This is a genomic window from Lentzea flaviverrucosa, assembly GCF_003350445.1.
GTDB lineage: Bacteria > Actinomycetota > Actinomycetes > Mycobacteriales > Pseudonocardiaceae > Lentzea > Lentzea californiensis.
In genome coordinates, this window is the sequence record NZ_QQAU01000019.1 from 147,924 (window position 1) to 169,826 (window position 21,903).

Here is a 21,903-nt window from a genome sequence, read left to right on the forward strand (position 1 = left end):
TCGCGCCGGCGTTCCGGCCTTCAGCACCTCCCCTCAGCGGAACGTCCTCGTTGCGCCGTTTGGAGTAACCGCGGTCGGGCCCAAAAAACATGCCGGACGTCAGGTAGCCGAACGAGCGACATCCGGTGCGTCTGCGCCGATGACGGCGGCCACCTGACGGGGGAAGCGCACCCCGGACAGGGGATGCGCGAACGGATGACCGTCACCGGCAGGCACCGGGCCGATCAGCTGTCCTCTTCGTCCTGGTGTTCGCTGGGAACGTGGACGCGCCAGCGCACGCTGGTGACCGACGGCTCCAAGGACAGGCGGCTCACCGCCGACTCCATCTGCTTGTCGTCGCGCTGGTCGGCGGTCAGCACCGCCCGGACCTCGACCAGGTCGCCGCGGTCGGCGTTGGTGCTCTCGACCGACTGCAGGGCGAAGCCGGTGCGCGACATCTCCTGGACCAGCAGCGTGCGCACGTGCGCCTCGGCGTCGTCCTTGGCGACGGCGAGGAAGGTGTAGGTGGCGGGCGTGTCGCCACCGGTCTCCGGGCGCCGGTCCAGGACGCGGCCCACCGGGCGGAGCACCAGGTGCACGGCGACGACGACCACGGTGCCCGTGGCGGCTTCGAGGTGCAGACCGGCGCCGGCCAGCGCCCCGACGGCGGCGGAGCACCAGAGCGTGGCCGCGGTGTTCAGCCCGCGCACGGTGAGGCCTTCGCGGAGGATGACCCCGCCGCCGAGGAAACCGATGCCGGACACGATCTGGGCGGCGACCCTGGTGGGATCGGCGTTGTCACCGGTGAAGCCGTGCGCGGACAGCAGGACGAACAGGGTCGCGCCGGCCGCGACGAGCGCGTTGGTCCGCAGCCCGGCCATCCGGGCGCGGTACTGGCGTTCGATGCCGATCACCGCGCCGAGGCCCACACCTGTGCCGAGGCGCAGCAACATTTCCGCAGTCGTCATCGGGCGGCCTTCCTCTGTCGCACCGTCAAGTCAGTCCACACCGGAGTATCCGGTGTGGACTGATGCGTGACCGGTTGCCGCAGTCGGCCCACCCACGAAGGGGTGACCGGCGTTTAGCGGAAGGCGTTGCGCGTGTACGTCAGGCTGAAGCTGCCCTTGCCGGAGAAGTACCTGTCGATCACCAGGGCGGGGTCGGTGGCCAGGTAGCCGCGGTAGATCGCGCCGTCGTTCTGGTCGTCCCAGCCCCACGGCGCGTTGGCGGCGTTGTCCTTGCCGTTGTCGCCGCGGAACGTCCCGAACGACGAGTAGGTCTCCGCGTTGTCCCGGCGCGCCCACATCCCGTTGGTCTCCAGGGTGTTCACGAGCCGGTAGCCGACGGTGCGGTCGTTGCCGCCCGACGGCACCTCACCGGTGGCGGCGGGCTGGTAGACCACACCGTCGCCGCCGGGGAAGTCGCCGCCGTTCCAGCGGTACAGGCCGTGGCCCTTGGCCTCCTGGAACGTGGCGGGGCGGCCGCCGACCAGCAGCAACGTGCCGTCGATGGTCTCCGAACCGTTCCGGTACGGCGACCCGGCCGGCACGTAGGAGTAGAAGTCGCTGTGCGCCACCGTGATCGCGGCTTCGAGCGTGCCGAACCGCGAGCCGTCCTTGCGGACCGCGAACAGCGCGCCCTCCAGGTCGTTCTCGTGGGTCCTCGTGCCGAACGGGTCGGGCTGGTCGTCCCAGTCGCGCGGGTGGAAGAAGCCGTAGACGAGGAATCAGTGCGTGGACGTCTCGACCACGGAGTAGTAGGCGGCGCCGGTCAGTTTCGCGAGCTGGGGCTGGTTCTCCCAGTTGTCCAGCGTGTTCCAGTCGCCGTCGAAGTCCACTGTGGACAGATAGTCGGCGTCGTGGTCGGACGAGTCGGTGTCCTGGTGGTGCACCGGCGCCCAGTGGAACGCCAGGTCGTGGTCCGAGACGGCGGCGTTCGCCGGTGCGGTGAGGGCCGTGGTGATGAGAGCGACGGCCAGCAGGGAGGCACGGATCGTTTTCACGACCGCGCAATTTAGCGCTGCGACTCGAAATCTGGCGAGCCAGTTCACGCTCAGTGGGGCGGCTCGCGGCACCGCCCTCACGCCCCATAGGTCCAGTATGAGGACGTGGGGGCGGCACCACGATCCACCCGCCTGAACGCGAACTGACTCGGCAGATTTCGAGCCACAGCGCTAGCTGTAGATGGTGACCGTCAGGCGGGGGTTCGAGCGAAAATCCGTCGACTCGTAGGCAACGCGCGCGAGTGGCATCGAGCCGGCCGCCGCGGTCAGCGTCGTCTCGATCTCGTTGCGCTCGTCCTCGGTCAGGTACGCCCAGAACGAGCTGTGCCAGACCACCGTGTACGTGCCGCGGTCGTCGGGCGGCACGAGGTTCTCCCGCAGCCACCGCCCGGCGGGGGAGCGCGCGACCTTCACACCGACCTCGGTGGCGAGCTCGATGGCGTCGTCGAGGTCCCACCGCAGCGCGTCGTGCTCCGGCGGGATGAACGAGTGCAGGATCATCGCGTGCTTGGGGTCGGCGGGGTCGCGCGGCTGCAGGTCGCAGCCGGCCCTGCCGACGATCTCGAGGTTCGGCGGCTGCGGCCCGACGGCGGCCAGGCGCACCGGCGAGTCCCTGTCGCCCCACTCCCAGCCGAGGCCGAACCAGCGGTAGTGGTCGAGGATCAGGTTGAGGCCGGCGCAGGCGCCGAGTTCGAGCAGCCGGACCTTCGGCGCGCCGATCATGGTGAGGCCGCGCAGCAGGTACGCGGCCGTCTTCGGCTGGTGCTGCTGCACCGTCCGGTCGAGCGCCGCGAGGATGTCGCCCGCGTTCTCCACGATCGCGCGCCGTGCCGCCAGCCACGCCAGCAGCGCCGTCGAGTCGGACTCCCCGGCCATCGCGGCCGCGTGCGCGCTGGCGAACCGCTGACTGAGCTCCGGGGCCTTGCCCGACAGCATCAGCAACCGCACGCCCGCGAGCGCCTGGATGCCGAACAACGGGCTGTGCACGGCGCTGTGTGAACACAGCAGGTCCGCCACCGGCCCGCCCCGGTCGAGCTCGCTCGCGAGTTCGGAGAGGATGCGCGCGGACACCGGCGCGCTGGTGCGCAACCGCACCGAGAGCGTGCGCAGCGTAGAAGCACCGATGGCAGCCGCCGTCACGTTTCCTCCCCCTCTTCGGCCCGGACTTTACAAGGAGGTGAACGCATCGCTACCCATCTGAGACCGCGCGTGCCGTCAGGAGGCGGTGGGTATCGTGCGGCGGGTGAGCGAGTTCCTGGAGCTGTCCGCGGCCGGTCCGGTCGCCACGTTGACGATCAACCGCCCGGCCAAGCGCAACGCGATGTCGTACGACATGTGGGCGGCTCTACCCGGACTCCTGGCGCAGGTTTCCGCAGATGAGGCCGTGCGGGTGCTCGTGATCCGCGGTGGTGAGCACTTCTCCGCCGGTGCCGACATCGCCGAGTTCTCGACACTGCGGCGGGGTGCCGAGGGCGCCGCTCACTACGGCGAAGCTGTCCACAACGGTGAGCGCGCGATCGCGCAACTGGACAAACCCACGATCGCCGCGGTCTCCGGGTTCTGCGTCGGCGGCGGCTGCGAGATCGCCCTCGCCTGCGACATCCGGGTGGCGGCCGCGGACGCCCGTTTCGGCATCACGCCGGCGAAGCTCGGCATCGTCTACAACTTCACCTCCACCAAGGCGCTGGTGGACGCGGTGGGCCCGGCCTGGGCGAAGCAGATCCTGTTCTCGGCCGACCTGATCGACGCGGCGACGGCCCTGCGGATCGGCCTCGTGAACGAGGTCGCCGAGTCGCTGGACGCCCGCGTGAAGGAGCTCTCCGAGCAGATCGCGGGCCGCGCGCAGGTCTCCGTCCGAGGTGCCAAGAAGATCATCAACTCGATCACGGACGGCGGTCACGAGGACGACTTCGTGCGCGCGCTGTACGCGGAGGCCGCCTCCAGCGCCGACTACGCCGAAGGCGTGACGGCGTTCCTGGAGAAGCGGCCTCCGCGGTTCTGAACTGTCAGAACACCTCGGCGGCGATCGTGGTGTCGTCGCCGTGCCCGGTGTGCACCACTGTGTCGCCGGGCAGCGTCAGCAGCTTCTCCCGGATCGACGCCTCGATCGTCGGCCGGTCCGAGAACGACCGGCCCGTCGCGCCCGGCCCGCCCTGGAACAGCGTGTCGCCGGTGAACACCGCGCCCAGCGACGGCACGTAGAAGCACACGGCGCCAGGGGAGTGCCCTGGCGTGTGCAGCACGTGGATCTCCTCGCCGGCGACGGTGATCACCTGGCCGTCTTCCAGCGCCTGGTGCGGGATCACGCCGGTGTGCGTCAGGTTCCACACCACGTGGTCGGCCTGGTGCAACGCCATCGGCGCGCCCGTCGCGTGGGCCAGGTCCGGTGCGACGCGGACGTGGTCGTCGTGCGCGTGGGTCAGGAGGATCGCCACGACACGGCGGCCGTCGACGGCCTTCAGGATCGCGTCCACGTCGTGCGGCGCGTCGATGACGACGCACTCCGAGGAGTCGCCGACGACCCAGACGTTGTTGTCCACGTCGAAGGTCTCGCCGTCCAGCGAGAAGGTGCCGGACGTGACGGTGTGGTCAACGCGAAGCGGCATCAGAACACCACGACCGATCGCAGCACCTCGCCGCGGTGCATCTTCTCGAACGCGCCCTCGACGCCGTCCAGCGGGATCTCCTCGCTGACGAACGCGTCCAGGTCGAAGCGGCCCTGCTGGTACAGGTCCACGAGCATCGGGAAGTCGCGCGTCGGCAGGCAGTCGCCGTACCACGAGGACTTGAGCGAGCCGCCGCGCGAGAAGAAGTCGATCAGCGGCATCTCGAGCTGCATGTCGGGCGTCGGAACACCCACCAGGACGACGGTTCCGGCGAGGTCGCGGGCGTAGAACGCCTGCTTCCAGGTCTCCGGGCGGCCGACCGCGTCGATCACGACGTCCGCGCCGAACGAGTCCGTCAGGTCCTGGATCGCCGTGACGACGTCGTCGACCTCACGGGCGTTGACGGTGTGCGTGGCGCCGAAACCCTTGGCCCACTCCAGCTTCTGCGGGTCCGTGTCGACGGCGATGATCTTCGCGGCGCCGGCGAGGCGGGCTCCCGCGATGGCGCCGTCGCCGACACCGCCGCAGCCGATCACGGCCACCGAGTCGCCGCGGCTGACGCCGCCGGTGTTCATCGCGGCACCGACGCCGGCCATGACACCGCAGCCCAGCAGACCGACGGCCGCCGCGCGGGCGGACGGGTCGACCTTCGTGCACTGTCCGGAGTGGACGAGCGTCTTCTCCACGAAAGCGCCGATGCCCAGTGCCGGCGAGAGCTTCGTGCCGTCCAGCAGCGTCATCGGCTGCGACGCGTTGAACGTCGAGAAGCAGTACCAGGGCTTGCCCCGGCGACAGGCGCGGCACGTGCCGCAGACCGCGCGCCAGTTCAGCACGACGAAGTCGCCGGGCTCCAGGTCCGTGACGCCGGAACCGACCGACTCCACGACACCCGCGGCCTCGTGGCCCAGCAGGAACGGGAAGTCGTCGTTGATGCCGCCCTCGCGGTAGTGCAGGTCGGTGTGGCAGACGCCGCACGCCTGGATCTTCACCACTGCCTCGCCGGGACCGGGGTCGGGCACCAGCACCGAGGTGAGCTCGACCGGTTGTCCCTTGCCCCGGGCGACGATGCCCTTGACCTCTTGCGCCACTGCGACTCCGTCCTAGTTGATCAGTGTCGTGCCTTCGAACTCGCCGAGAACTTCCCGGTAGAACTCAATCCCTACACCGTTGGGGTCGCGGATGTACAGGCTGTCCTCGACGCCGCGGTCGGGGCCCAGGTACTCCATCCCGGCCTCGTCCAGCTTGGACTTGATCTCGTCGAACCGCTCGGGGGAGGTCGAGAGGGCCAGGTGCTGAACGGCGCCGATCGTCTCGGAGAACGCCGGGTGGTCGTGACCGGGGAAGTCGAAGAACCCCAGCAGGTTCTTGGCGCCGAGGTCGAAGAAGAAGTGGCTGGAGCCGTTGTAGTCGCGGTTCTCCACGAGCTCGACCAGCGGGAAGCCGAGGAACTCCTGGTAGAACCGGATGGTCTCCTCGACGTCCCTGCAGATCAGCGCGATGTGGTGAACTCCGCGCGTCGGTGATCCGCCCCGCTCGGCGAGTGGCTTCACGTACTGCTCGCGCAACTCGTCGCGCTTGGCGCGGATGGCGGCGAGCTCTTCACCCTCTGGCTGTGGCATGGGGGTCAGAGTAGTTGAGTGTTCAAACGTTCGCAGGTGCAGACGCCGACGCCCGGCCCGCGTGCGGGCCGGGCGTCCGGATCAGCTCTGTCAGTCTTCCTCGTCACCGGGCCATTCGCCGGTGAGCTTCTGGAAGCCCTTGGCGCCACCGCGGTCGATGGCGGCCTTGACCAGGCCGAAGATGGCGCCCTGGATGGCCGCGGCCATCAGCACCTCGGTCCAGGCGCGGTTGCGCATGGTGGCGCTGGGGGCTTCCTTGTCGCCCGCCACGAGCTTCCAGATCTGACCGAAGATCGCGGTCGCGAGGAAGCCTCCGAGCGCACCGAAGAGCATTCCCAGCGGGCGGTACAGCAGCTTCATCGGTTCCTCCTCGAGATCGCCCAGATCGCGACGATCAGTGCGATCAGCGCGGCGGCGATGGCACCGGGGTGCCGGCGCGCCTTCTCGACCTGCTCGGCGACGGGCTCGGGCAGCGAGTCGATCGCCTCGTTGGTCGCGGCGGTCACCTTCGCGACCGTCTCGGTCGCCTGCTCCTTCACCCGGCCGGCCGTCTCCTGGGCCTGCACCTTGACCCGCCCGGCCGTCTCCTGGGCCTGCGTCTTCACGCGCTCGGCCGTCTCGTGCGCCTGTTCCTTGACGCGGCCGGGCACGTCGACCTTGTGCGCCAACGCTTCCACCGTCTCACCCAGCTCGCGCCGCGTGCGTTCGACGTCGCGCTGCAGCTGGTCCTTGGGTTCGGTCATCGGTGCGCACTCTCCTTGATCGTCGCGATGTCCTGCTGGACGTTGTCCATCGCCTGCCTCGGTACCGGTGGAGCTGCCTGCTTGACCTGGCCCTTGCCCACGAGCGCGAAGATGCCCGCGAACACCAGAAGGGCGGCCGCGACGATCAACGCGGCCGCCCACGGCGGTACTACGAGAGCCAGCAGCAGGATCAGGCCGGCGACAACGCTCAGCCCGCCCCACCACGCGAACACGCCGGCCACGCCGAACATCCCGGCGCCGACACCGGCGTGCTTGCCTTTGTCCTTCAGCTCCGCGACGGCGAGACGGATCTCATCGCGAGCGAGCCTGCTCACCTGCTCGGACAGCTGGTGTACCAGCTGCGCGGTCGACGTGTCGGTGTTCATGCACGTCAGGTACCCACAGGTGCCGCAGACCAATCAGCCCTGTTGTGCCTGGGCATCCGCGACCTTCGCGTGGACCTCTTCCATGTTCACTTCGCGCGCCTGCTGGATCAGGTCGTCGAGAGCCGGAGCGGGCAGCGCACCGGGCTGCGAGAACAGCACCACGCCGTCGCGCACGATCATCAACGTCGGGATCGACCGGATGCCGAACGTGGCCGCGAGCTCCTGCTGCGCCTCGGTGTCGACCTTGCCGAACACGACGTCCTCGTTCTTGTCCGACGCGGCCTCGTAAGTGGGCCCGAACGCGCGGCACGGGCCGCACCACTCGGCCCAGAAGTCGACCAGGACGATGCCGGAGCCGTCGGAGCCGCCGACCACCTCGTCGAAGTTCTCCTTGGTCAGCTCGACCGTCGCCATGTTGGTCCTCCTCGTTCGCTGGGGGCACCCGATCCAACGAAGCAGGGACCGGTGGAATTCCCCGCGTGCCCCCGGTCACGCCTGGCTTCAACTTTTTGTGGACGTCTTCAACTGGACGTTGTACGGTCCCCGCCATGAAGCCGCGCCTGCTCGTGACCTCGCTGCTCGTACTGGGGCTCGCCGCCTGCGGGTCCACGCCTGAGTCCACTCAGACGTCCACTCCGCCGTCGTCCGACCTGTCCTCGGTCAAGAAGGACGACGCGCTCGCCGCGCTGCTGCCGCCCGAGATCGCCTCGGCCGGCACGTTGAAGGTCGGGTCGAACATCCAGAACCCGCCGAACAACTTCTACGACCAGGACGGCAAGACCCCGATGGGGTCCGAGGTCGACCTGATCAAGGCGATCGCCGCCAGGCTCGGGCTCAAGGCCGAGCACAGCGACATGGCGTTCAGCTCGCTGATCACGAGCCTCGAGACCGGGCGCGTCGACGTGACGATGGCCGCGATGAACGACACCGCCGAGCGCCAGCAGAAGATCGACTTCGTCGACTACTTCACCTCCGGCATCACGATCATGGTGCAGAAGGGCAACCCGCAGGGCGTCAAGTCCGTCGAGGACCTGTGCGGCAAGGGCATCGCCGTGAACCTGGGCAGCTCGCAGGAGCAGTTCGGCAAGGAGCAGAGCCAGAAGTGCCTGGCCGCGGGCAAGCCGGAGGTCACGCTCAGCGTCACCGACAGCGACACCGGCAACCAGAACCAGCTGCGCACCGGCCGTGTCGCCGCGATCCTCAACGACCTGCCGACCGCCGTGTACGTCGCGAAGACCGCGGGTGACGGCCAGTACTTCGAGGTCGTGCCGCTCGCGCCGATCAACGGCGGCCCGTACGGCATCGGCGTCGCGAAGAAGAACGCCAAGCTGTCCGAGGCGATCAAGGGCGCGCTGCAGTCGCTGATCGACGACGGCACCTACGACAAGATCGTCACCACCTGGGACATCAAGCAGGGTGCGATCACGAAGGCCGCCATCAATGGCAAGTGACACCCGCGTGAACGACGTCCGCGAGGAACTGGTCGTCGTGCCGCTGCGCCACCCCTGGCGGTGGATCAGCGGCGCGGTGATCGTGCTGGTCATCGCCGGCCTGGGCTGGTCGATGTCCGAGGCCCAGATCCAGTGGGAGCACGTGCCGGGGTTCTTCACGCACCCCGTGATGCTCGAAGGCCTGCTCAACACCATCGTGCTCGCCCTCGCCGCGCAGGGCGGCGCGATCGTCCTCGGCGTGGTCATCGCGTTGATGCGGCTGTCGGCGAACCCCGTCGCGCGGTGGTTCGCGGTCGGCTACATCTGGCTGTTCCGCGGCCTGCCGGTGCTGCTGCAGATCCTGATCTGGTTCAACCTCGCGCTGGTGTTCCAGAACATCAGCATCCCGGGGCTGTTCTCCGTGCCCACCAACGTGCTCATGACCGCGTTCGTCGCGGCACTGCTGGGTTTGGGGCTCAACGAGAGCGCCTACATGGCCGAGATCGTCCGCGCCGGCCTGAGCAGTGTCGACGAGGGGCAGACCGAGGCGGCCAAGTCGATCGGCATGACGCCGATGACGACCCTGCGCCGGGTCGTGCTGCCGCAGGCGATGCGCGTGATCATCCCGCCGACGGGCAACAACTTCATCAACATGATCAAGGGCACCTCGATGGCGTCGGTGATCGCCTTCCTGGAGCTCATCCACGCCGCGAACAACATCTCGTCGCGCAACCTGGAGATCATGGAAACCCTGTTCGCCGCCGCGGCCTGGTACCTCGTGATGGTGTCCCTCGCGTCGATCGGGCAGCACTACCTGGAGCGTGCTTATGGCCCTCGTTGAGGCGATTGGGGTCCGCAAGTCGTTCGGCCACACCGAGGTCCTCAAGGGCATCGACATGGAGGTCGAGCGCGGCGAGGTCGTCTGCCTGCTCGGCCCGTCCGGCGCCGGCAAGTCGACGTTCCTGCGCTGCGTGAACCACCTGGAGACCATCGACGCCGGCCGCATCTGGGTCGACGGCGTGCCCGTCGGGTTCCGTGCCGCGGGCGGCAAGCTGTACGAGCTGCGCGAACGCGACGCCGCTCACCAGCGGCGCGACGTCGGCATGGTGTTCCAGCGGTTCAACCTGTTCCCGCACCGCACGGCGCTGGAGAACGTCATGGAGGGCCCGGTCCAGGTCCTCGGACGCGGCCGCGCGGAGGTCCGTGCGGAAGCGTTGGCGCTGCTGGAACGGGTGGGCCTGGCCGAGAAGGCCTCGGCCTACCCCGGCCAGCTCTCCGGCGGCCAGCAGCAACGTGTTGCGATCGCGCGCGCTCTGGCGATGAAACCCAAGCTGATGCTGTTCGACGAGCCCACGTCCGCGTTGGACCCGGAGCTGGTCGGCGAGGTGCTCGACGTCATGACCTCGCTGGCCCGCGACGGCATGACGATGATCGTGGTCACCCACGAGATCGGCTTCGCCCGCTCGGTCGCCGACCGCGTGGTGTTCCTCGTCGACGGCGCGGTGGTGGAGTCCGGCACACCGTCGGACGTGCTGGACAATCCGCAGCAGCCGCGCACGCAACAGTTCCTCGCAAAGGTGCTCTGACTTGATCGACGCCGCGTACCTCGCCCAGTTCCGCGAACCGGAGGGGTATCTCGACTTCGCCCGCTTCGGCCCGCCCTCCCTGCCGGTGGTCACGGCCACCGCACGGCTGATGGAACAGGCCTCCCTGGCTGGTCCATCCACTGTGGACACCTTGATGCGCGAGGAACAACGGGTGAAGGCCGCCGTCGCGCGGCTCTGCCGTTCGGACACCGACCACGTCGCGCTGGTGCCGAACACGTCGATCGGCCTGTTCCAGGCTGCCTTCGGCCTGTCCGGCACGGTCATGTACTCGGCCGCGGAGTTCCCGTCCAACACCTACCCGTGGGTGCGGGCGGGCCTCCCTTCCGTTCTGCTGGACGGTCCGGTGCACCCGGCCGCCGTCGCAACTCGCCTGACCCCCGAGGTCTCCGCCCTGTCGGTGTCCGCTGTGGACTTCCGCACCGGCTACCGCGCGGACCTGGCGGCGTTGCGCGAGGTCGTCGGCGACCGCCTGCTGGTCGTGGACGGCATCCAGGGCTTCGGCGTGGTCGACGAACCGTGGGAGCTCGCCGACGTGCTGGTGGTAGGCGGCCAGAAGTGGTTGCGCGCGGGGTGGAGCACCGGTTTCGTCGTGCTGTCGGACCGCGCCCTGGAACGCCTTTCACCGGTGCTGTCCGGCTGGACGGGCGCGGTGGACGCCGGCCTGTTCGACGACTCGGTCCACGACGCGGCCCCGGATGCCGCCGCCTGGAACATCACCAACCTCTCGCCGGTCGTGTCGGGCGCCTTCGCGGAGGCCCTGGAACTGGTCGAGCTGGCCGGAGTCTCCGCGCTGGACACGGCGGTGGCCGACATCGTCGCCGAGGTGGAGGAGATCGTGCTGTCGAGCGGCGGCAAGATCGTCTCCGCCCGCGAACGCCGAGCCGGCATCCTCGCGTTCACCATGCCCGAGGCCGCCTCGGTGGTAGGCGAAGCGTTGAACGCCTTCGGAATCACCGCCACGGTCCGCCCGGAGCACGTCCGCCTGTCACCGCACGCCACCACGTCGCGCGGCACGCTGGAACGCCTGCGAGCAGCCCTGAAGTCGTTGTCCGGCACGGCTTCCTCACCGATCCCGGCCGCACTCTCGGCGTTGGTGCCGACCATCGACAGCCTCGCCTCCGCCCTGGGCCCGGACACGGAGGTGGTGGTGCACGACCTGACTCGCCTGCCGAACTCCATCATCGCGATCGCCGGCTCGCTGACCGGCCGCCAGGTGGGCGGCCCGATGACGGACCTGTTGCTGGGTCTCGTGAGGCGCGGCACGACCACCGACATGCCCGGCTACGAGACCTATGCCCCGGACGGCCGAGCGATCTGGTCGTCGACGACGTTCGTGCGGGATGCGGCCGGTGTCGCCGTGGGGTGCCTGTGCGTCAACAAACTCGCCGCCCACGAGGCCTCCGGGCCCGTGGAGTCGTTTCCGCAGGACGTGGACACGCTCCAGCGGGTGTTGGTCGAGAAGGCCATCGCCGACGTGGGCGTGCCGGTCGAGCTGATGAAGAAGGTGCACAAGTCGCAGGTCGTCCGCGTGCTGGACGAGGCCGGGTTCTTCCTCATCCGCGACTCGGTCGACCACCTGGCCGGGGTCCTGGAGGTCACCCGGTACACGATCTACAACTACCTCAACGAGAACCGAGGGACCTGAGCAGGTCCTGCCAGGCGGGGGAGGAGAACGCGAGCACGTGGCCGCTCGCGTTCTTCGAGTCCCGGACCAGGGCGTTCTGGGCGAGGGACACCTCGACGCAGTTGCCGTCCTCCGCTCCGCCGCTGTAGGTGCTAGTACGCCAAGTGCGGTCCTGAGTCATCGAAGTCCTCTCGCGGTGGGCTGACGTACTCCGCCAGTTTGCTCCGCGATTGTTCCGCACTCAAGGCAAGCTCATCCAAGAGGCCGAAGAGAAGCCGAGTGCGCGCGATGGCTCCTGGATCTTCCACGAAGACGTTCGCGAGGTTGGTCTCACTGAAGACCAGTGGCCGCGCCTTGTCGAACTCCCAGAGCACGAAGCTGGAGGCGACTATGGGAGCGTCTTTCGGCACGATCCGGATGGTGTGCGGGTTGAACAGCAGCCGGGCGTACTGATCCTCCATTACCTCCGCGTTGCCGACCTGTAGATCCAGCGCATGCTCATGGATGTAGAACACGCAAGTCGGCCGATCGTGTCGGCGCAGGATCGCTTGGCGATCTGTCCGGTACTGGACGAGGTCCGGGATCCGTTCCTCCGCGACCATCCCGGTCATCCGGTAGACGTAGGCGGCGTACTCGGGTGACTGCATGAGGCCTGGCATCGCCAGCACGTCATAACTCGTGATTGCCGTGGCGGTCGCCTCTGCCATCACCATCGCACGGAGGTTGTCCGACACCTGCACCCGGTACTCGTCGAAGGCGTATTGGTAGCGGCGCCTGAAGTCGTTGATGAAGTCGATGTCCCTGTCGCACATCGACAAGTACTGGATGAGGTCGACTTCGCTGGCACGGGCCTTGCCGTGCTCGATGGTGGAGACCTTGCTCGGGTCCCAGCCCAGCTTCACGGCGAGCTTGTTGCCACTCAAGCCCGTGCAGGTCTCACGCAGGCTCCGGAGCTCGTCGCCCAGGTCCCTGCTGTACGCGGTGGAGGGAGTCATAGGCTGACGCTATGGGTTGTATTCAATCCAAGCAGCTGCTCGTTCGGGTGAAAACAACCGCGATGCTCCGTTCGTGTCCCGCTGGAGCCGCGCACCTTTCCTGAAACTTTCCCCTTCCCTCCTCGTCACATCGGCTTTACCGTTCCAGGTGTGAGAGCGCTCTCAAAGGTGAGATGGCGGCGCGGACTGGCCGCCGTAGCGATTGCCCTGTCGTCATTGGCGACGGTCGAGGCCGCGTACGCGGCCGACGACTACACGCAGAACGTGACCGCGATCGACGCGACTCAAGCCCGGATCAACTTCACGCCGACGACCCCTGCTGTCTACGTCGACGTGCACTACCTGATCTCCGGCCAAGGTCAGCAGAACTTCCGGATGACCAACAACGCCGGGACCTGGCAGAAGACCGTCGGGTCGCTGTCGTCCGGCACGGTGATCGATTACTGGTTCACCTACGAGAAGTCCGGGCCGCAGTACGACACGCCGCACTTCAGCTACACGCACAACAGCGCGCCGCAGCCGGTCGCGACGCCGACGTTCAGCCCACCTGGCGGTACGTACTCGACGGCCCAGACGGTGACGATCTCCACCGCCACGTCGGGTGCGACGATCCGCTACACGGTCGACGGGTCGACGCCGACCAGCAGTTCGCCGGTCTACAGCGGGCCCATCTCGGTGCCCAGCAACAGGACCATCAACGCCATTGGTGTCAAGTCGGGTCAGGCGAACTCGTCCGTCGGCAGCGCGTCGTACGTGATCGGCACGCCGGTGGCGACGCCGACGTTCAGCCCGCCGGGCGGTGCCTACGCGTCCGCGCAGACGGTGACGATCTCCACCGCGACCTCCGGATCGACGATCCGGTACACAGTGGACGGATCGACGCCCACGTCGAGTTCGCCGGTCTACAGCGGGCCGATCTCGGTGCCCAGCAACAGGACCATCAGTGCGATCGGCATCAAGTCCGGTCTCGCGAACTCGGCCGTGGCCAGCGCGACCTACACGATCGGGACGCAGCAGGGTTGTGTGCAGTCCGACAACCCGAACTTCGGTCCGAACACGCGCATCTTCGACCCGAGCATGTCGGCGACGAGCATCCAGACGCAGCTCGACATCGACTTCAACAACCAGAAGGACACGATCACCGCGCAGATGGCGCCGCGGCGGGTCGCGCACCTGTTCAAGCCGGGCACGTACAACGGCATCCACGACGACGTCGGCTACTACACGTCCGTCTCGGGTCTCGGCCGCAACCCCGGTGACGTGCTGATCAACGGCGACATCACCGTGGACGCGTTCAACGAGTCCGACAAGGGCGTGGCGCTGCAGAACTTCTGGCGCTCCGCCGAGAACATGGCGGTCAACCCGGCCAGCGGCACGAACCGGTGGGCCGTCGCGCAGGCGGCGCCGTTCCGGCGCATGGACGTCCGCGGCAACCTGGCGCTCTACCCGGCTTCCTACGGGTTCGCGTCCGGCGGCTACACGGCCGACACCCGCGTGTCCGGCCAGACGGCGTCGGTCTCGCAGCAGCAGTGGTACACGCGCGATTCCAACTACGGCAGCTGGAACGGCGGCGTCTGGAACATGGTGTTCTCCGGAACGCCGGGCGCACCCGCGACCACGTTCCCGACCCCGCCGTCGACGAACCTCGCGACGACGCCGATCTCGCGCGACGTGCCCTACCTCTACCTCGACGGCAACCAGTACAGGGTGTTCCTGCCAACGCTCCGCACCAACGCCTCCGGTGCGTCGTGGATCAACGGCGGCACGCCCGGCACCTCGTTGCCGATGAGCCAGTTCTACGTCGTGAAGTCCGGCGACACCGCCGCGACGATCAACGCGGCACTGGGCCAGGGCTGCAACCTGTTCTTCACGCCCGGCATCTACAACGTCAACCAGACGATCAACATCACGCGGCCCAACACCGTCGTGCTGGGCATCGGCTACGCGACGATCGTGCCGCAGAACGGCGTCACCGCGATGCAGGTCGCGGACGTCGACGGCGTGCGGATCAAGGGCATCCTGTTCGACGCGGGCACGACCCTGTCGAACTCGCTGCTGACCGTCGGCCCGGCGGGTTCGTCGGCGTCGCACGCGTCCAACCCGACCACCCTGCAGGACGTGTTCTTCCGCGTCGGCGGGGCGATCGCGGGCAAGGCGACCAACAGCCTGGTCGTCAACAGCCACAACACGATCATCGACCACAGCTGGATCTGGCGCGCCGACCACGGCAACGCCGGCACCTGGGGCTGGGACGAGGCGATCGGTGACACCGGCCTGGTGGTGAACGGCAACGACGTGCTGGCCACCGGCCTGTTCGTCGAGCACTACCAGAAGTACCAGACCATCTGGAACGGCGAGCGCGGGCGGACCATCTTCTACCAGAACGAGATGCCGTACGACGTGCCGAACCAGGCGGTCTGGAACAGGCCGAACGGGCAGGCCGGATACGCGGCCTACAAGGTCGGCGACCACGTCACCACGCACGAGGCGTGGGGGCTCGGCAGCTACTGCTTCTTCAACGTCAACCCGTCCGTGCGGGCCGAGAACGCGTTCGAGGTGCCCAACCGGTCCGGCGTGAGGTTGCACAACCTGCTGACCGTGTCGCTCAACTACCAGGGAACGATCACCCACGTGGTGAACAACGTGGGGGCGGTGACACCGCCGGGCACCGTGCCGGTGAACGTCGTCAACTACCCTTAGTCACACGCTGACATACGGCCCGTCACCTCAGGTGGCGGGCCGTATTCGTGATCGAGCGGCATCGGCCGCCAACCGGCCGATTTCATTTCAGGCGCGCGTCATTGCGATGATGCGTGCCATGTCGATCGACCGGGGTGCCGAGTTCGCCGAGTTCTGGGCTGAACGGCACCTGTGCACGTTGTCCACCGTCCGTCCCGACGGGACTCCGCACGTGGTGCCCGTCGGGGTCACGCTCGACGCCGAGGCCGGCGTCGCGCGGATCATCACGTCCGGCGCGTCGTGGAAGGTCAAGCACGTCCGCAAGGCCGGGTACGCCGCTGTGTGCCAGGTGGACGGTCGGCGTTGGTCCACGTTGGAGGGTCCAGCCGTCGTGCGCGACGACGTGGAATCCGTGCGGGAGGCCGAGCGGCGGTACGCGTTGCGCTACCGGCAGCCTCGGGTCAACCCGGAGCGGGTCGTGATCGAGATCCAGGTGAAGCGTGTCACCGGCACCGTCTGACGTCGTGGTCGTCGGCATCGGGGCCGACGGGTGGGACGGGCTTTCGCCCGCCGCTCAGCAGGCGGTTTCCCGGTCGCGTGTGCTGATGGGCTCGCGCCGGCAGCTCGACCTGGTGCCGGGCGAGTTCGAGCGGGTCGCGTGGCCGTCGCCGCTGGTGCCGGCGTTGCCCGCGTTGTTCGAGGAGTACCGCGACGTGTGCGTGCTGGCGTCCGGTGACCCCATGTTCCACGGCATCGGCACGACCCTGGTGCGGCTGCTGGGCGAGCGGGTCACGGTGATCCCGCACCCGTCCTCCGTGTCGCTCGCCTGCGCGCGGCTCGGCTGGGCGTTGAACGAGGTCGAGGTCGTGTCGCTGGTGGCCCGATCCGCCGACCTGCTACGCCCCGTGTTGACGCCGGGACAGCGCGTGCTCGTGCTCGGTGGGGACCCCGCAACCGTTGCGGCACTGGCCGGGCACATCACTGTGCTCGAACAGCTAGGTGGTCCCGCCGAGCGGGTTTACCCTTGGTCCGGGCAGGACTCGGACCCGCTGTGCGTGATCGCGATCGAGTACCGCGGGAGCGCTCTCTCACGGGTCCCCGGACTGCCTGATGACGCTTATGAATCCGATGGCCAGCTGACGAAGCGAGAGGTGCGGGCTATTTCGCTGTCGAGATTGGCGCCGCTGCCCGGGCAGCTGCTGTGGGACGTCGGGGCGGGGTCGGGTTCGATCGCGATCGAGTGGGCGCGAACGCATCCGACGTGCCGGGCGATCGCCGTCGAGCAGTCGGCCGAACGCGCAGAGCGAATCGCCGGTAACGCTGCGTCTCTGGGCGTGCCCGGGGTGGAGGTCCACATCGGACGGGCGCCGGACGCGTTGGAGGGGCTGGAGAAGCCCGACGCGATCTTCATCGGCGGCGGCGTGACGGTGCCCGGCGTGTTGCAGGCCTGCTGGGACGCTTTGGCCGCGGGCGGCCGTCTGGTCGTCAACGCGGTGACGCTGGAGTCCGAGGCCGTGGTCGCGCAGTGGTACGCGCGCCTCGGCGGTGACCTGGTGCGGATCTCGGTGAACCGGGGCTCCGCGGTCGGCAAGTTCACCGGGTGGCGGCCGCACATGCCCGTGACGACGTGGAGCGTGACGAAGTGACCGTGCACTTCATCGGGGCCGGGCCCGGAGCGGCCGACCTGATCACGGTGCGGGGGCGGTCGCTGATCGAGTCGTCGCCGGTGTGCCTGTACGCGGGCGCGCTGGTGCCGGTCGAGCTGCTGGACTTCTGCCCCGCGGGCGCGCGCAAGGTCGACACGGCGCTGCTGACGCTGGACGAGATCGTCGCCGAGCTGGTCGCCGCCTCGGAGCAGGGCCTGGACGTGGCACGGCTGCACTCCGGAGACCCTTCGGTGTTCAGCGCGATGGCCGAGCAGATGCGCCGGTTGGACGCGCTGGAGATCGCCTACGACGTGACTCCCGGCGTGCCGGCCTTCGCGGCCGCGGCGGCGTCGCTGCAGCGCGAGCTGACCGTGCCGGGGGTTGGGCAGACGGTCGTCCTGACGCGGACCTCGCAGCGTGCGACGCCGATGCCCGAGGGCGAGGACCTGGACACACTGGGTCGCAGCCACGCGACCCTCGTGCTGCACCTCGCCGTGCAGCGGATCTCGGACGTGGTCGCGGAGCTGGTGCCGAACTACGGGCTGGACTGCCCGGTCGCGGTCGTCGCCTACGCCTCGCGCGAGGACGAGGTCGTGTTGCGGGGGACGCTGGACGACATCGCCTCGCAGGTCGAGGCCGCCGGGATCAAGCGGACCGCGGTGATCATCGTCGGGCAGGTGCTCGGAGCCACGCAGTTCCCGGACAGCCACCTGTACTCCGCCACCCGGGTTCGATGATCCTGATCCTCGGCGGCACGGGGGAGGCGCGAGCGCTGGCCTCCCGCGTGCCCGCCGTGTCCTCACTCGCGGGCCGGGTGAGCAACCCCGCCCTGCCCGCCGGCGAGGTCCGGATCGGCGGCTTCGGCGGGGTTGATGGTCTCGCGCAGTGGTTGCGGGACAACGACGTCCATGCCGTGGTCGACGCGACCCACCCCTTCGCGCGGCAGATCACCTCGAACGCCTTCGAGGCCTGCTCACGGGTCGGCGTGCCGTTGCTGATCCTGCGACGGCCTGGATTCACGCCGCAGCCCGGATGGCGGTGGGTGGACAGCGTCGCCGGTGCCGCGCGCGACCTGCCGGGGGAGAGGGTCTTCCTCACGACCGGGCGGCAGGACCTCGCGGAGTTCGCCGAGTGCCCGCAGTGGTTCCTGGCGCGGATGGTCGAACCTCCGGAACCGCCGATGCCGCACCGCATCGAGGTGCTGCTGTCGCGCGGTCCGTTCACTGTGGACGGTGAACTGGAGCTGATGCGGTCACACGAGATCGACGTGCTCGTCACCAAGGACAGCGGCGGCTCGATGACGTCGGCCAAGCTCGAAGCCGCGCGTCAGCTCGGTGTGCCGGTCGTGATCGTGCGCCGGCCACCGCTCCCGCCAGTGGAGGCGGTGGCCGACGTCGACGCCGCCGTCAGCTGGTTGGATACCGCCGGGGCGTGAAGACGACGCCCTGGGGCGTCACGATCGTCTGCGACGAGCCGATGATCAGCAGGCAGCGCATGTCGATCGTCGCCGGGTCGAGGTCGCCGAGCGTGAGGACGCGGATCTCCTCCTCCGGGCCGCCGACGTCGCGTCCGACGACGATCGGGGTGTCCTGGCCGCGGTGCTTCAGCAGCAGGTCGCGCATGTCCGCCACCTGGTGCGTGCGGGCCTTGGACGCCGGGTTGTAGATCGCGATGACCAGGTCGGCCTTGGCGGTGGCTTCGAGGCGTTCGGCGATGACGTCCCACGGCTTGAGCCTGTCGCTCAGGGAGATCACCGCGTAGTCGTGGCCGAGTGGCGCGCCTGCCTTGGCCGCGACGGCGTTCGCCGCCGTGACGCCGGGGATGACGCGGACCGGCACGTCCTGGGTCTCCGCGGCGACCTCCAGCACGGCGGTGGCCATCGCGAACACGCCCGGATCTCCCGACGACACGACCGCGACCCGTGAGCCCTTGCGAGCGAGGTCCAAGGCGAAGGCCGCGCGTTCGGACTCCACCTGGTTGTGCGAGGAGTGCCGCTTCTGGCCGGGCCGTTCGGGAACCCGGTTGAGGTAGGTGCTGTAACCGACCAGCTCGTCGGCGGCCTCGAGCTCCTGACGGGCCTCCGGCGTCAGCCACGCACGGTCCCCGGGACCGAGGCCGACGACGACGACCTCTCCCTTCGGCTTGGCGGGCCGGGACTGGCTCGGGAGCACGGCGATGGAGAAGTACGGGACGGTCGAGGGGTCGACGTCGGCCAGCGGCGACATCTTCTGCCGGCTGGTCGTGGCGCGCTCGACGTACCAGGCGCCGTCGAGCCGCCCGGCCGTCTCCAGCGCCTCGCGGACGTTGCCGAAAGTGCGGCCCAGCTTGAGGATCGCGGCGCAGTCGGTGTCGGCGAGGCGGGCCGCGAGCTCGGCGGGCGGCAGCGTGCCGGGCAGGATCGTGAGCACCTCGTCGCGTTCCACCAGCGGCGTGCCGAGGACGGCCGACGCGCCGCTCACCGACGTCACGCCCGGGACGACCTCCCACTCGTAGCGGTCGGCGAGACGTTTGTGCATGTGCATGTAGGAGCCGTAGAAGAACGGGTCTCCCGCCGCCAGCACGACGACGTCGCGTCCGGCGTCGAGGTGCGCGGCCAGCTTGGCGGCGGCCTCCTCGTAGAAGGCGTCGATCTCGCCCTGGTAGTCGTCCGTGTCCTCGGTCGTGACCGGGTAGACGAGCTGTTCCAGTACTTGGCCTTCGCGGAAGTACGGCGCCGCGATGGTCTTGGCGACCGACTTGCCGTGCCGGGCGCTGTGGAACGCCACCACGTCGGCTTCGCTGATGAGTCGCGCGGCCTTGACCGTCACGAGTTCCGGGTCGCCGGGACCCAGGCCGACGCCGTAGAGCTTGCCCGTCATTCCTCTTCGCTCGCAATCGCGTTGATAGCCGCCGCCGTCATGGCACTGCCGCCGCGCCGGCCGCGCACCACCAGGAGCTCCAGATCCGTTGCGGCCAAAGCTTCCTTGGACTCCGCCGCCCCGATGAACCCGACCGGGATGCCGAGAACGGCGGCGGGCCGCGGTGCTCCGGCGGCGATCAGGTCGAGGAGGTGGAACAACGCCGTGGGGGCGTTGCCGATCGCGATCACCGCGCCGTCGAACCGGTCGGCGAGCAACTCCAGAGCCGCGGCGCTGCGGGTGTTGCCGATCTCCTGCGCCCGCGCGGGAGTGCGCGGATCCTGGAGGTAGCACAGGACCTCGTTGTCCTTCGGCAACCGGCGGCGGGTCACGCCGGACGCGACCATGTTGGCGTCGCACAGGATCGGAGCGCCCGCACGCAACGCCGCGCGGGCGTCGCGCACGACGTTCGGGGAGAACGCGACGTCGTCCGGCAAGTCGGTCATGCCGCACGCGTGGATCATGCGGACGACGACTTTCGCGACGTCGCCGGGGAACCTGGTGAGGTCCGACTCCGCGCGGATGGTGGCGAAGGACTGGCGGTAGATCTCCGCGCCGTCCCGGATGTACTGCGTCACCTGATCTCCTCGTAGCCGTCGCCGGTCGCGACGAACTCGATCACATCGCCGGCGGGACGACCGCACCGGCGGGCACAGCCCGACCAGTGCACCGCGCCGGGCCTGTCGGACCTGCTCCCTAGAATTGAAATTGGGGGTACCCGGCCTGGCGCGTGTGTGTGGTGCGGCGCATCGGTCCGTGCGGGCGAATCGTTCCGTGCGGGCGCATGGGCCTGTGCGGGCGCATCGACCCAAGCATGACCATCGACCCAAGCGCGCACATCGGCCCGCACGTCGGAGAGCGACTTCGCGCAGCCGGGACGGCCGGTGCAGGCGCTGACGCCGTGCCAGGGGGAGGCGGGGTCGGTGATCAGGCCGGTGACGTCGGTGCCGGCGGGCACGACCAGACCGCGCCACGGCGTCAGGCGGAGCGCGACGCCGGGGAGCTGGGAGGCGTCCAACCGGCCCAGCGGAACACCTGGCGTCAAAGGTGAAGGTGCGACAGGCGTCACAACGGGGGTGAACGCGGCACCGGACGAGACGCCGAAGTGCGCGGTGATCTTTCGCACACCGCCGTCCACTTCGGACAGGCGCCAGGCGGGTCCGCGCATCGACTGGAACAGGCGGGCGGCGGTCACCACGGCGTCCACCGGGTCGGACACGCGGACTCCTGTATCGGTACCGGAGAGCAGGAGCACATCGCCGACGAGGCCGAGGTCGCCGCCCAGCCCGCTCACCGAAGCGCCGACCGTGACCAGGAAACGCCCTGGTAGCGAGGCCAGCTCGGGGTCCGCGCACAGGGCTGTGTCCAGCGCGTCGACCAGGTCCTGGTTGTCGTCCAGGGGCGCCGCGATGATGTTGCGGATGCGCTCGTGCGACCAGGAGGGCAGCAGGCCCGCCGCACGCAACCGCTCACCCAGCTCCACGCCGTCCGCGAGCCCTCTGATCTGGAGGTTCGCGCGCGAGGTCAGCTCGATCGAGCCGTTGCCCAGTTCGGCGGCGGCGAGCCGGACCACGTCCCACTGAGCAGCGGAAAGAGTGCCGCCGGGCACCCGGATGCGCGCCAGCCCGCCGTCGGCCGCGGCGTGCAGCTCGACGGCGCCGGGGCAGGCGTCCGGGTGACTACGCATAGG

The 21,903-nt window shown here is 69.0% G+C and carries 26 protein-coding genes; 10 read left to right on the forward strand and 16 right to left on the reverse strand.

The features are described from left to right. Positions 1-224: 224 nt before the first annotated feature. The 4 genes from DFR72_RS40855 to DFR72_RS40865 form a co-directional block, all read right to left on the reverse strand. A complete protein-coding gene (locus DFR72_RS40855) occupies positions 225-947 on the reverse strand; it encodes an MgtC/SapB family protein (RefSeq protein ID WP_090072578.1) in 723 nt (240 codons plus the stop codon). 113 nt (positions 948-1,060) lie between these two features. Next, positions 1,061-1,555 (reverse strand): hypothetical protein, encoded by a 495-nt coding sequence (locus tag DFR72_RS47320; RefSeq protein ID WP_245983872.1) that lies wholly within the window; start codon positions 1,553-1,555, stop codon positions 1,061-1,063. A 150-nt stretch (positions 1,556-1,705) separates the two neighbouring features. Further along, entirely contained in the window at positions 1,706-1,981 is a 276-nt protein-coding gene (locus DFR72_RS47325) for a hypothetical protein (protein WP_245983873.1), read from the reverse strand. Between the two features lie 171 nt (positions 1,982-2,152). Beyond that, positions 2,153-3,121 carry a DUF2332 family protein gene (locus tag DFR72_RS40865; RefSeq protein WP_090072580.1) on the reverse strand — a complete coding sequence of 323 codons (969 nt, stop codon included), beginning with the start codon at positions 3,119-3,121 and terminating at the stop codon, positions 2,153-2,155. A 103-nt stretch (positions 3,122-3,224) separates the two neighbouring features. Between DFR72_RS40865 and DFR72_RS40870 the strand changes: the two genes are divergently transcribed. Beyond that, positions 3,225-3,983: an enoyl-CoA hydratase/isomerase family protein gene (locus DFR72_RS40870; protein ID WP_090072582.1), complete on the forward strand. Its 759-nt coding sequence runs from the start codon at positions 3,225-3,227 to the stop codon at positions 3,981-3,983. A 4-nt stretch (positions 3,984-3,987) separates the two neighbouring features. Here DFR72_RS40870 and DFR72_RS40875 read toward each other — a convergent pair whose 3' ends face one another. From DFR72_RS40875 to trxA, 7 genes are all read right to left on the reverse strand, one after another. Continuing rightward, positions 3,988-4,587, reverse strand: coding sequence for an MBL fold metallo-hydrolase (locus tag DFR72_RS40875; protein WP_090072584.1), 600 nt, complete (start codon positions 4,585-4,587; stop codon positions 3,988-3,990). Continuing rightward, on the reverse strand, positions 4,587-5,675 hold the full coding sequence (locus DFR72_RS40880; protein ID WP_090072586.1) for an S-(hydroxymethyl)mycothiol dehydrogenase: 1,089 nt from the start codon (positions 5,673-5,675) through the stop codon (positions 4,587-4,589). The genes DFR72_RS40875 and DFR72_RS40880 overlap by 1 nt, the downstream gene beginning before the upstream one ends. Before the next feature lie 12 nt (positions 5,676-5,687). Further along, positions 5,688-6,206 (reverse strand): VOC family protein, encoded by a 519-nt coding sequence (locus DFR72_RS40885; protein WP_090072588.1) that lies wholly within the window; start codon positions 6,204-6,206, stop codon positions 5,688-5,690. A gap of 90 nt (positions 6,207-6,296) precedes the next feature. After that, positions 6,297-6,566 carry a DUF4235 domain-containing protein gene (locus tag DFR72_RS40890; protein WP_030476400.1) on the reverse strand — a complete coding sequence of 90 codons (270 nt, stop codon included), beginning with the start codon at positions 6,564-6,566 and terminating at the stop codon, positions 6,297-6,299. After that, a complete protein-coding gene (locus tag DFR72_RS40895; protein WP_090072590.1) occupies positions 6,563-6,949 on the reverse strand; it encodes a DUF3618 domain-containing protein in 387 nt (128 codons plus the stop codon). Before DFR72_RS40895 ends, DFR72_RS40890 begins: the two co-directional genes overlap by 4 nt. Continuing rightward, entirely contained in the window at positions 6,946-7,335 is a 390-nt protein-coding gene (locus DFR72_RS40900) for a phage holin family protein (protein ID WP_090072592.1), read from the reverse strand. Before DFR72_RS40900 ends, DFR72_RS40895 begins: the two co-directional genes overlap by 4 nt. Before the next feature lie 33 nt (positions 7,336-7,368). Further along, positions 7,369-7,749 (reverse strand): thioredoxin, encoded by a 381-nt coding sequence (trxA, locus tag DFR72_RS40905; protein ID WP_090072594.1) that lies wholly within the window; start codon positions 7,747-7,749, stop codon positions 7,369-7,371. A 134-nt stretch (positions 7,750-7,883) separates the two neighbouring features. Here trxA and DFR72_RS40910 point away from each other — a divergent pair, with 134 nt between their 5' ends. The 4 genes from DFR72_RS40910 to DFR72_RS40925 are packed head-to-tail and all read left to right on the forward strand — an operon-like array spanning position 7,884 to position 12,017. After that, positions 7,884-8,786 (forward strand): ABC transporter substrate-binding protein, encoded by a 903-nt coding sequence (locus DFR72_RS40910; protein WP_090072596.1) that lies wholly within the window; start codon positions 7,884-7,886, stop codon positions 8,784-8,786. Next, complete coding sequence (locus DFR72_RS40915; RefSeq protein WP_090072598.1) at positions 8,776-9,606, forward strand: amino acid ABC transporter permease; 831 nt, start codon at positions 8,776-8,778, stop codon at positions 9,604-9,606. The genes DFR72_RS40910 and DFR72_RS40915 overlap by 11 nt, the downstream gene beginning before the upstream one ends. Further along, positions 9,593-10,351, forward strand: a complete 759-nt coding sequence (locus tag DFR72_RS40920; RefSeq protein WP_143086984.1) for an amino acid ABC transporter ATP-binding protein — start codon at positions 9,593-9,595, stop codon at positions 10,349-10,351. The genes DFR72_RS40915 and DFR72_RS40920 overlap by 14 nt, the downstream gene beginning before the upstream one ends. A 1-nt stretch (position 10,352) precedes the next feature. Then, positions 10,353-12,017 carry an aminotransferase class V-fold PLP-dependent enzyme gene (locus DFR72_RS40925; protein ID WP_090072602.1) on the forward strand — a complete coding sequence of 555 codons (1,665 nt, stop codon included), beginning with the start codon at positions 10,353-10,355 and terminating at the stop codon, positions 12,015-12,017. Here DFR72_RS40925 and DFR72_RS40930 read toward each other — a convergent pair. Beyond that, positions 11,995-12,177: a DUF397 domain-containing protein gene (locus DFR72_RS40930; RefSeq protein WP_090072604.1), complete on the reverse strand. Its 183-nt coding sequence runs from the start codon at positions 12,175-12,177 to the stop codon at positions 11,995-11,997. The genes DFR72_RS40925 and DFR72_RS40930 overlap by 23 nt on opposite strands. Continuing rightward, entirely contained in the window at positions 12,149-12,991 is an 843-nt protein-coding gene (locus tag DFR72_RS40935) for a helix-turn-helix domain-containing protein (RefSeq protein ID WP_090072606.1), read from the reverse strand. Before DFR72_RS40935 ends, DFR72_RS40930 begins: the two co-directional genes overlap by 29 nt. Before the next feature lie 150 nt (positions 12,992-13,141). Here DFR72_RS40935 and DFR72_RS40940 point away from each other — a divergent pair, with 150 nt between their 5' ends. From DFR72_RS40940 to DFR72_RS40960, 5 genes are all read left to right on the forward strand, one after another. After that, on the forward strand, positions 13,142-15,691 hold the full coding sequence (locus DFR72_RS40940; protein WP_245983874.1) for a chitobiase/beta-hexosaminidase C-terminal domain-containing protein: 2,550 nt from the start codon (positions 13,142-13,144) through the stop codon (positions 15,689-15,691). Between the two features lie 118 nt (positions 15,692-15,809). After that, entirely contained in the window at positions 15,810-16,190 is a 381-nt protein-coding gene (locus tag DFR72_RS40945; protein ID WP_170176631.1) for a PPOX class F420-dependent oxidoreductase, read from the forward strand. After that, a complete protein-coding gene (cbiE, locus tag DFR72_RS40950; RefSeq protein WP_090072608.1) occupies positions 16,171-17,316 on the forward strand; it encodes a precorrin-6y C5,15-methyltransferase (decarboxylating) subunit CbiE in 1,146 nt (381 codons plus the stop codon). Before DFR72_RS40945 ends, cbiE begins: the two co-directional genes overlap by 20 nt. Then, entirely contained in the window at positions 17,313-18,053 is a 741-nt protein-coding gene (gene cobM, locus DFR72_RS40955) for a precorrin-4 C(11)-methyltransferase (RefSeq protein ID WP_090072724.1), read from the forward strand. Before cbiE ends, cobM begins: the two co-directional genes overlap by 4 nt. Next, positions 18,050-18,751 carry a cobalt-precorrin-6A reductase gene (locus DFR72_RS40960; RefSeq protein WP_177224650.1) on the forward strand — a complete coding sequence of 234 codons (702 nt, stop codon included), beginning with the start codon at positions 18,050-18,052 and terminating at the stop codon, positions 18,749-18,751. Before cobM ends, DFR72_RS40960 begins: the two co-directional genes overlap by 4 nt. On the opposite strand, the gene DFR72_RS40965 is transcribed toward DFR72_RS40960, so the two are convergent. Genes DFR72_RS40965 through DFR72_RS40975 form a run of 3 tightly spaced genes read right to left on the reverse strand, consistent with a single transcriptional unit; the run spans position 18,723 to position 21,900 of the window. After that, positions 18,723-20,174: a precorrin-2 C(20)-methyltransferase gene (locus tag DFR72_RS40965; protein ID WP_090072610.1), complete on the reverse strand. Its 1,452-nt coding sequence runs from the start codon at positions 20,172-20,174 to the stop codon at positions 18,723-18,725. The two genes, DFR72_RS40960 and DFR72_RS40965, sit on opposite strands and share 29 nt — an antisense overlap. Then, entirely contained in the window at positions 20,171-20,791 is a 621-nt protein-coding gene (locus tag DFR72_RS40970) for a precorrin-8X methylmutase (RefSeq protein WP_090072612.1), read from the reverse strand. The genes DFR72_RS40965 and DFR72_RS40970 overlap by 4 nt, the downstream gene beginning before the upstream one ends. Beyond that, complete coding sequence (locus tag DFR72_RS40975; RefSeq protein WP_090072614.1) at positions 20,788-21,900, reverse strand: hypothetical protein; 1,113 nt, start codon at positions 21,898-21,900, stop codon at positions 20,788-20,790. The genes DFR72_RS40970 and DFR72_RS40975 overlap by 4 nt, the downstream gene beginning before the upstream one ends. Positions 21,901-21,903: the final 3 nt, after the last annotated feature.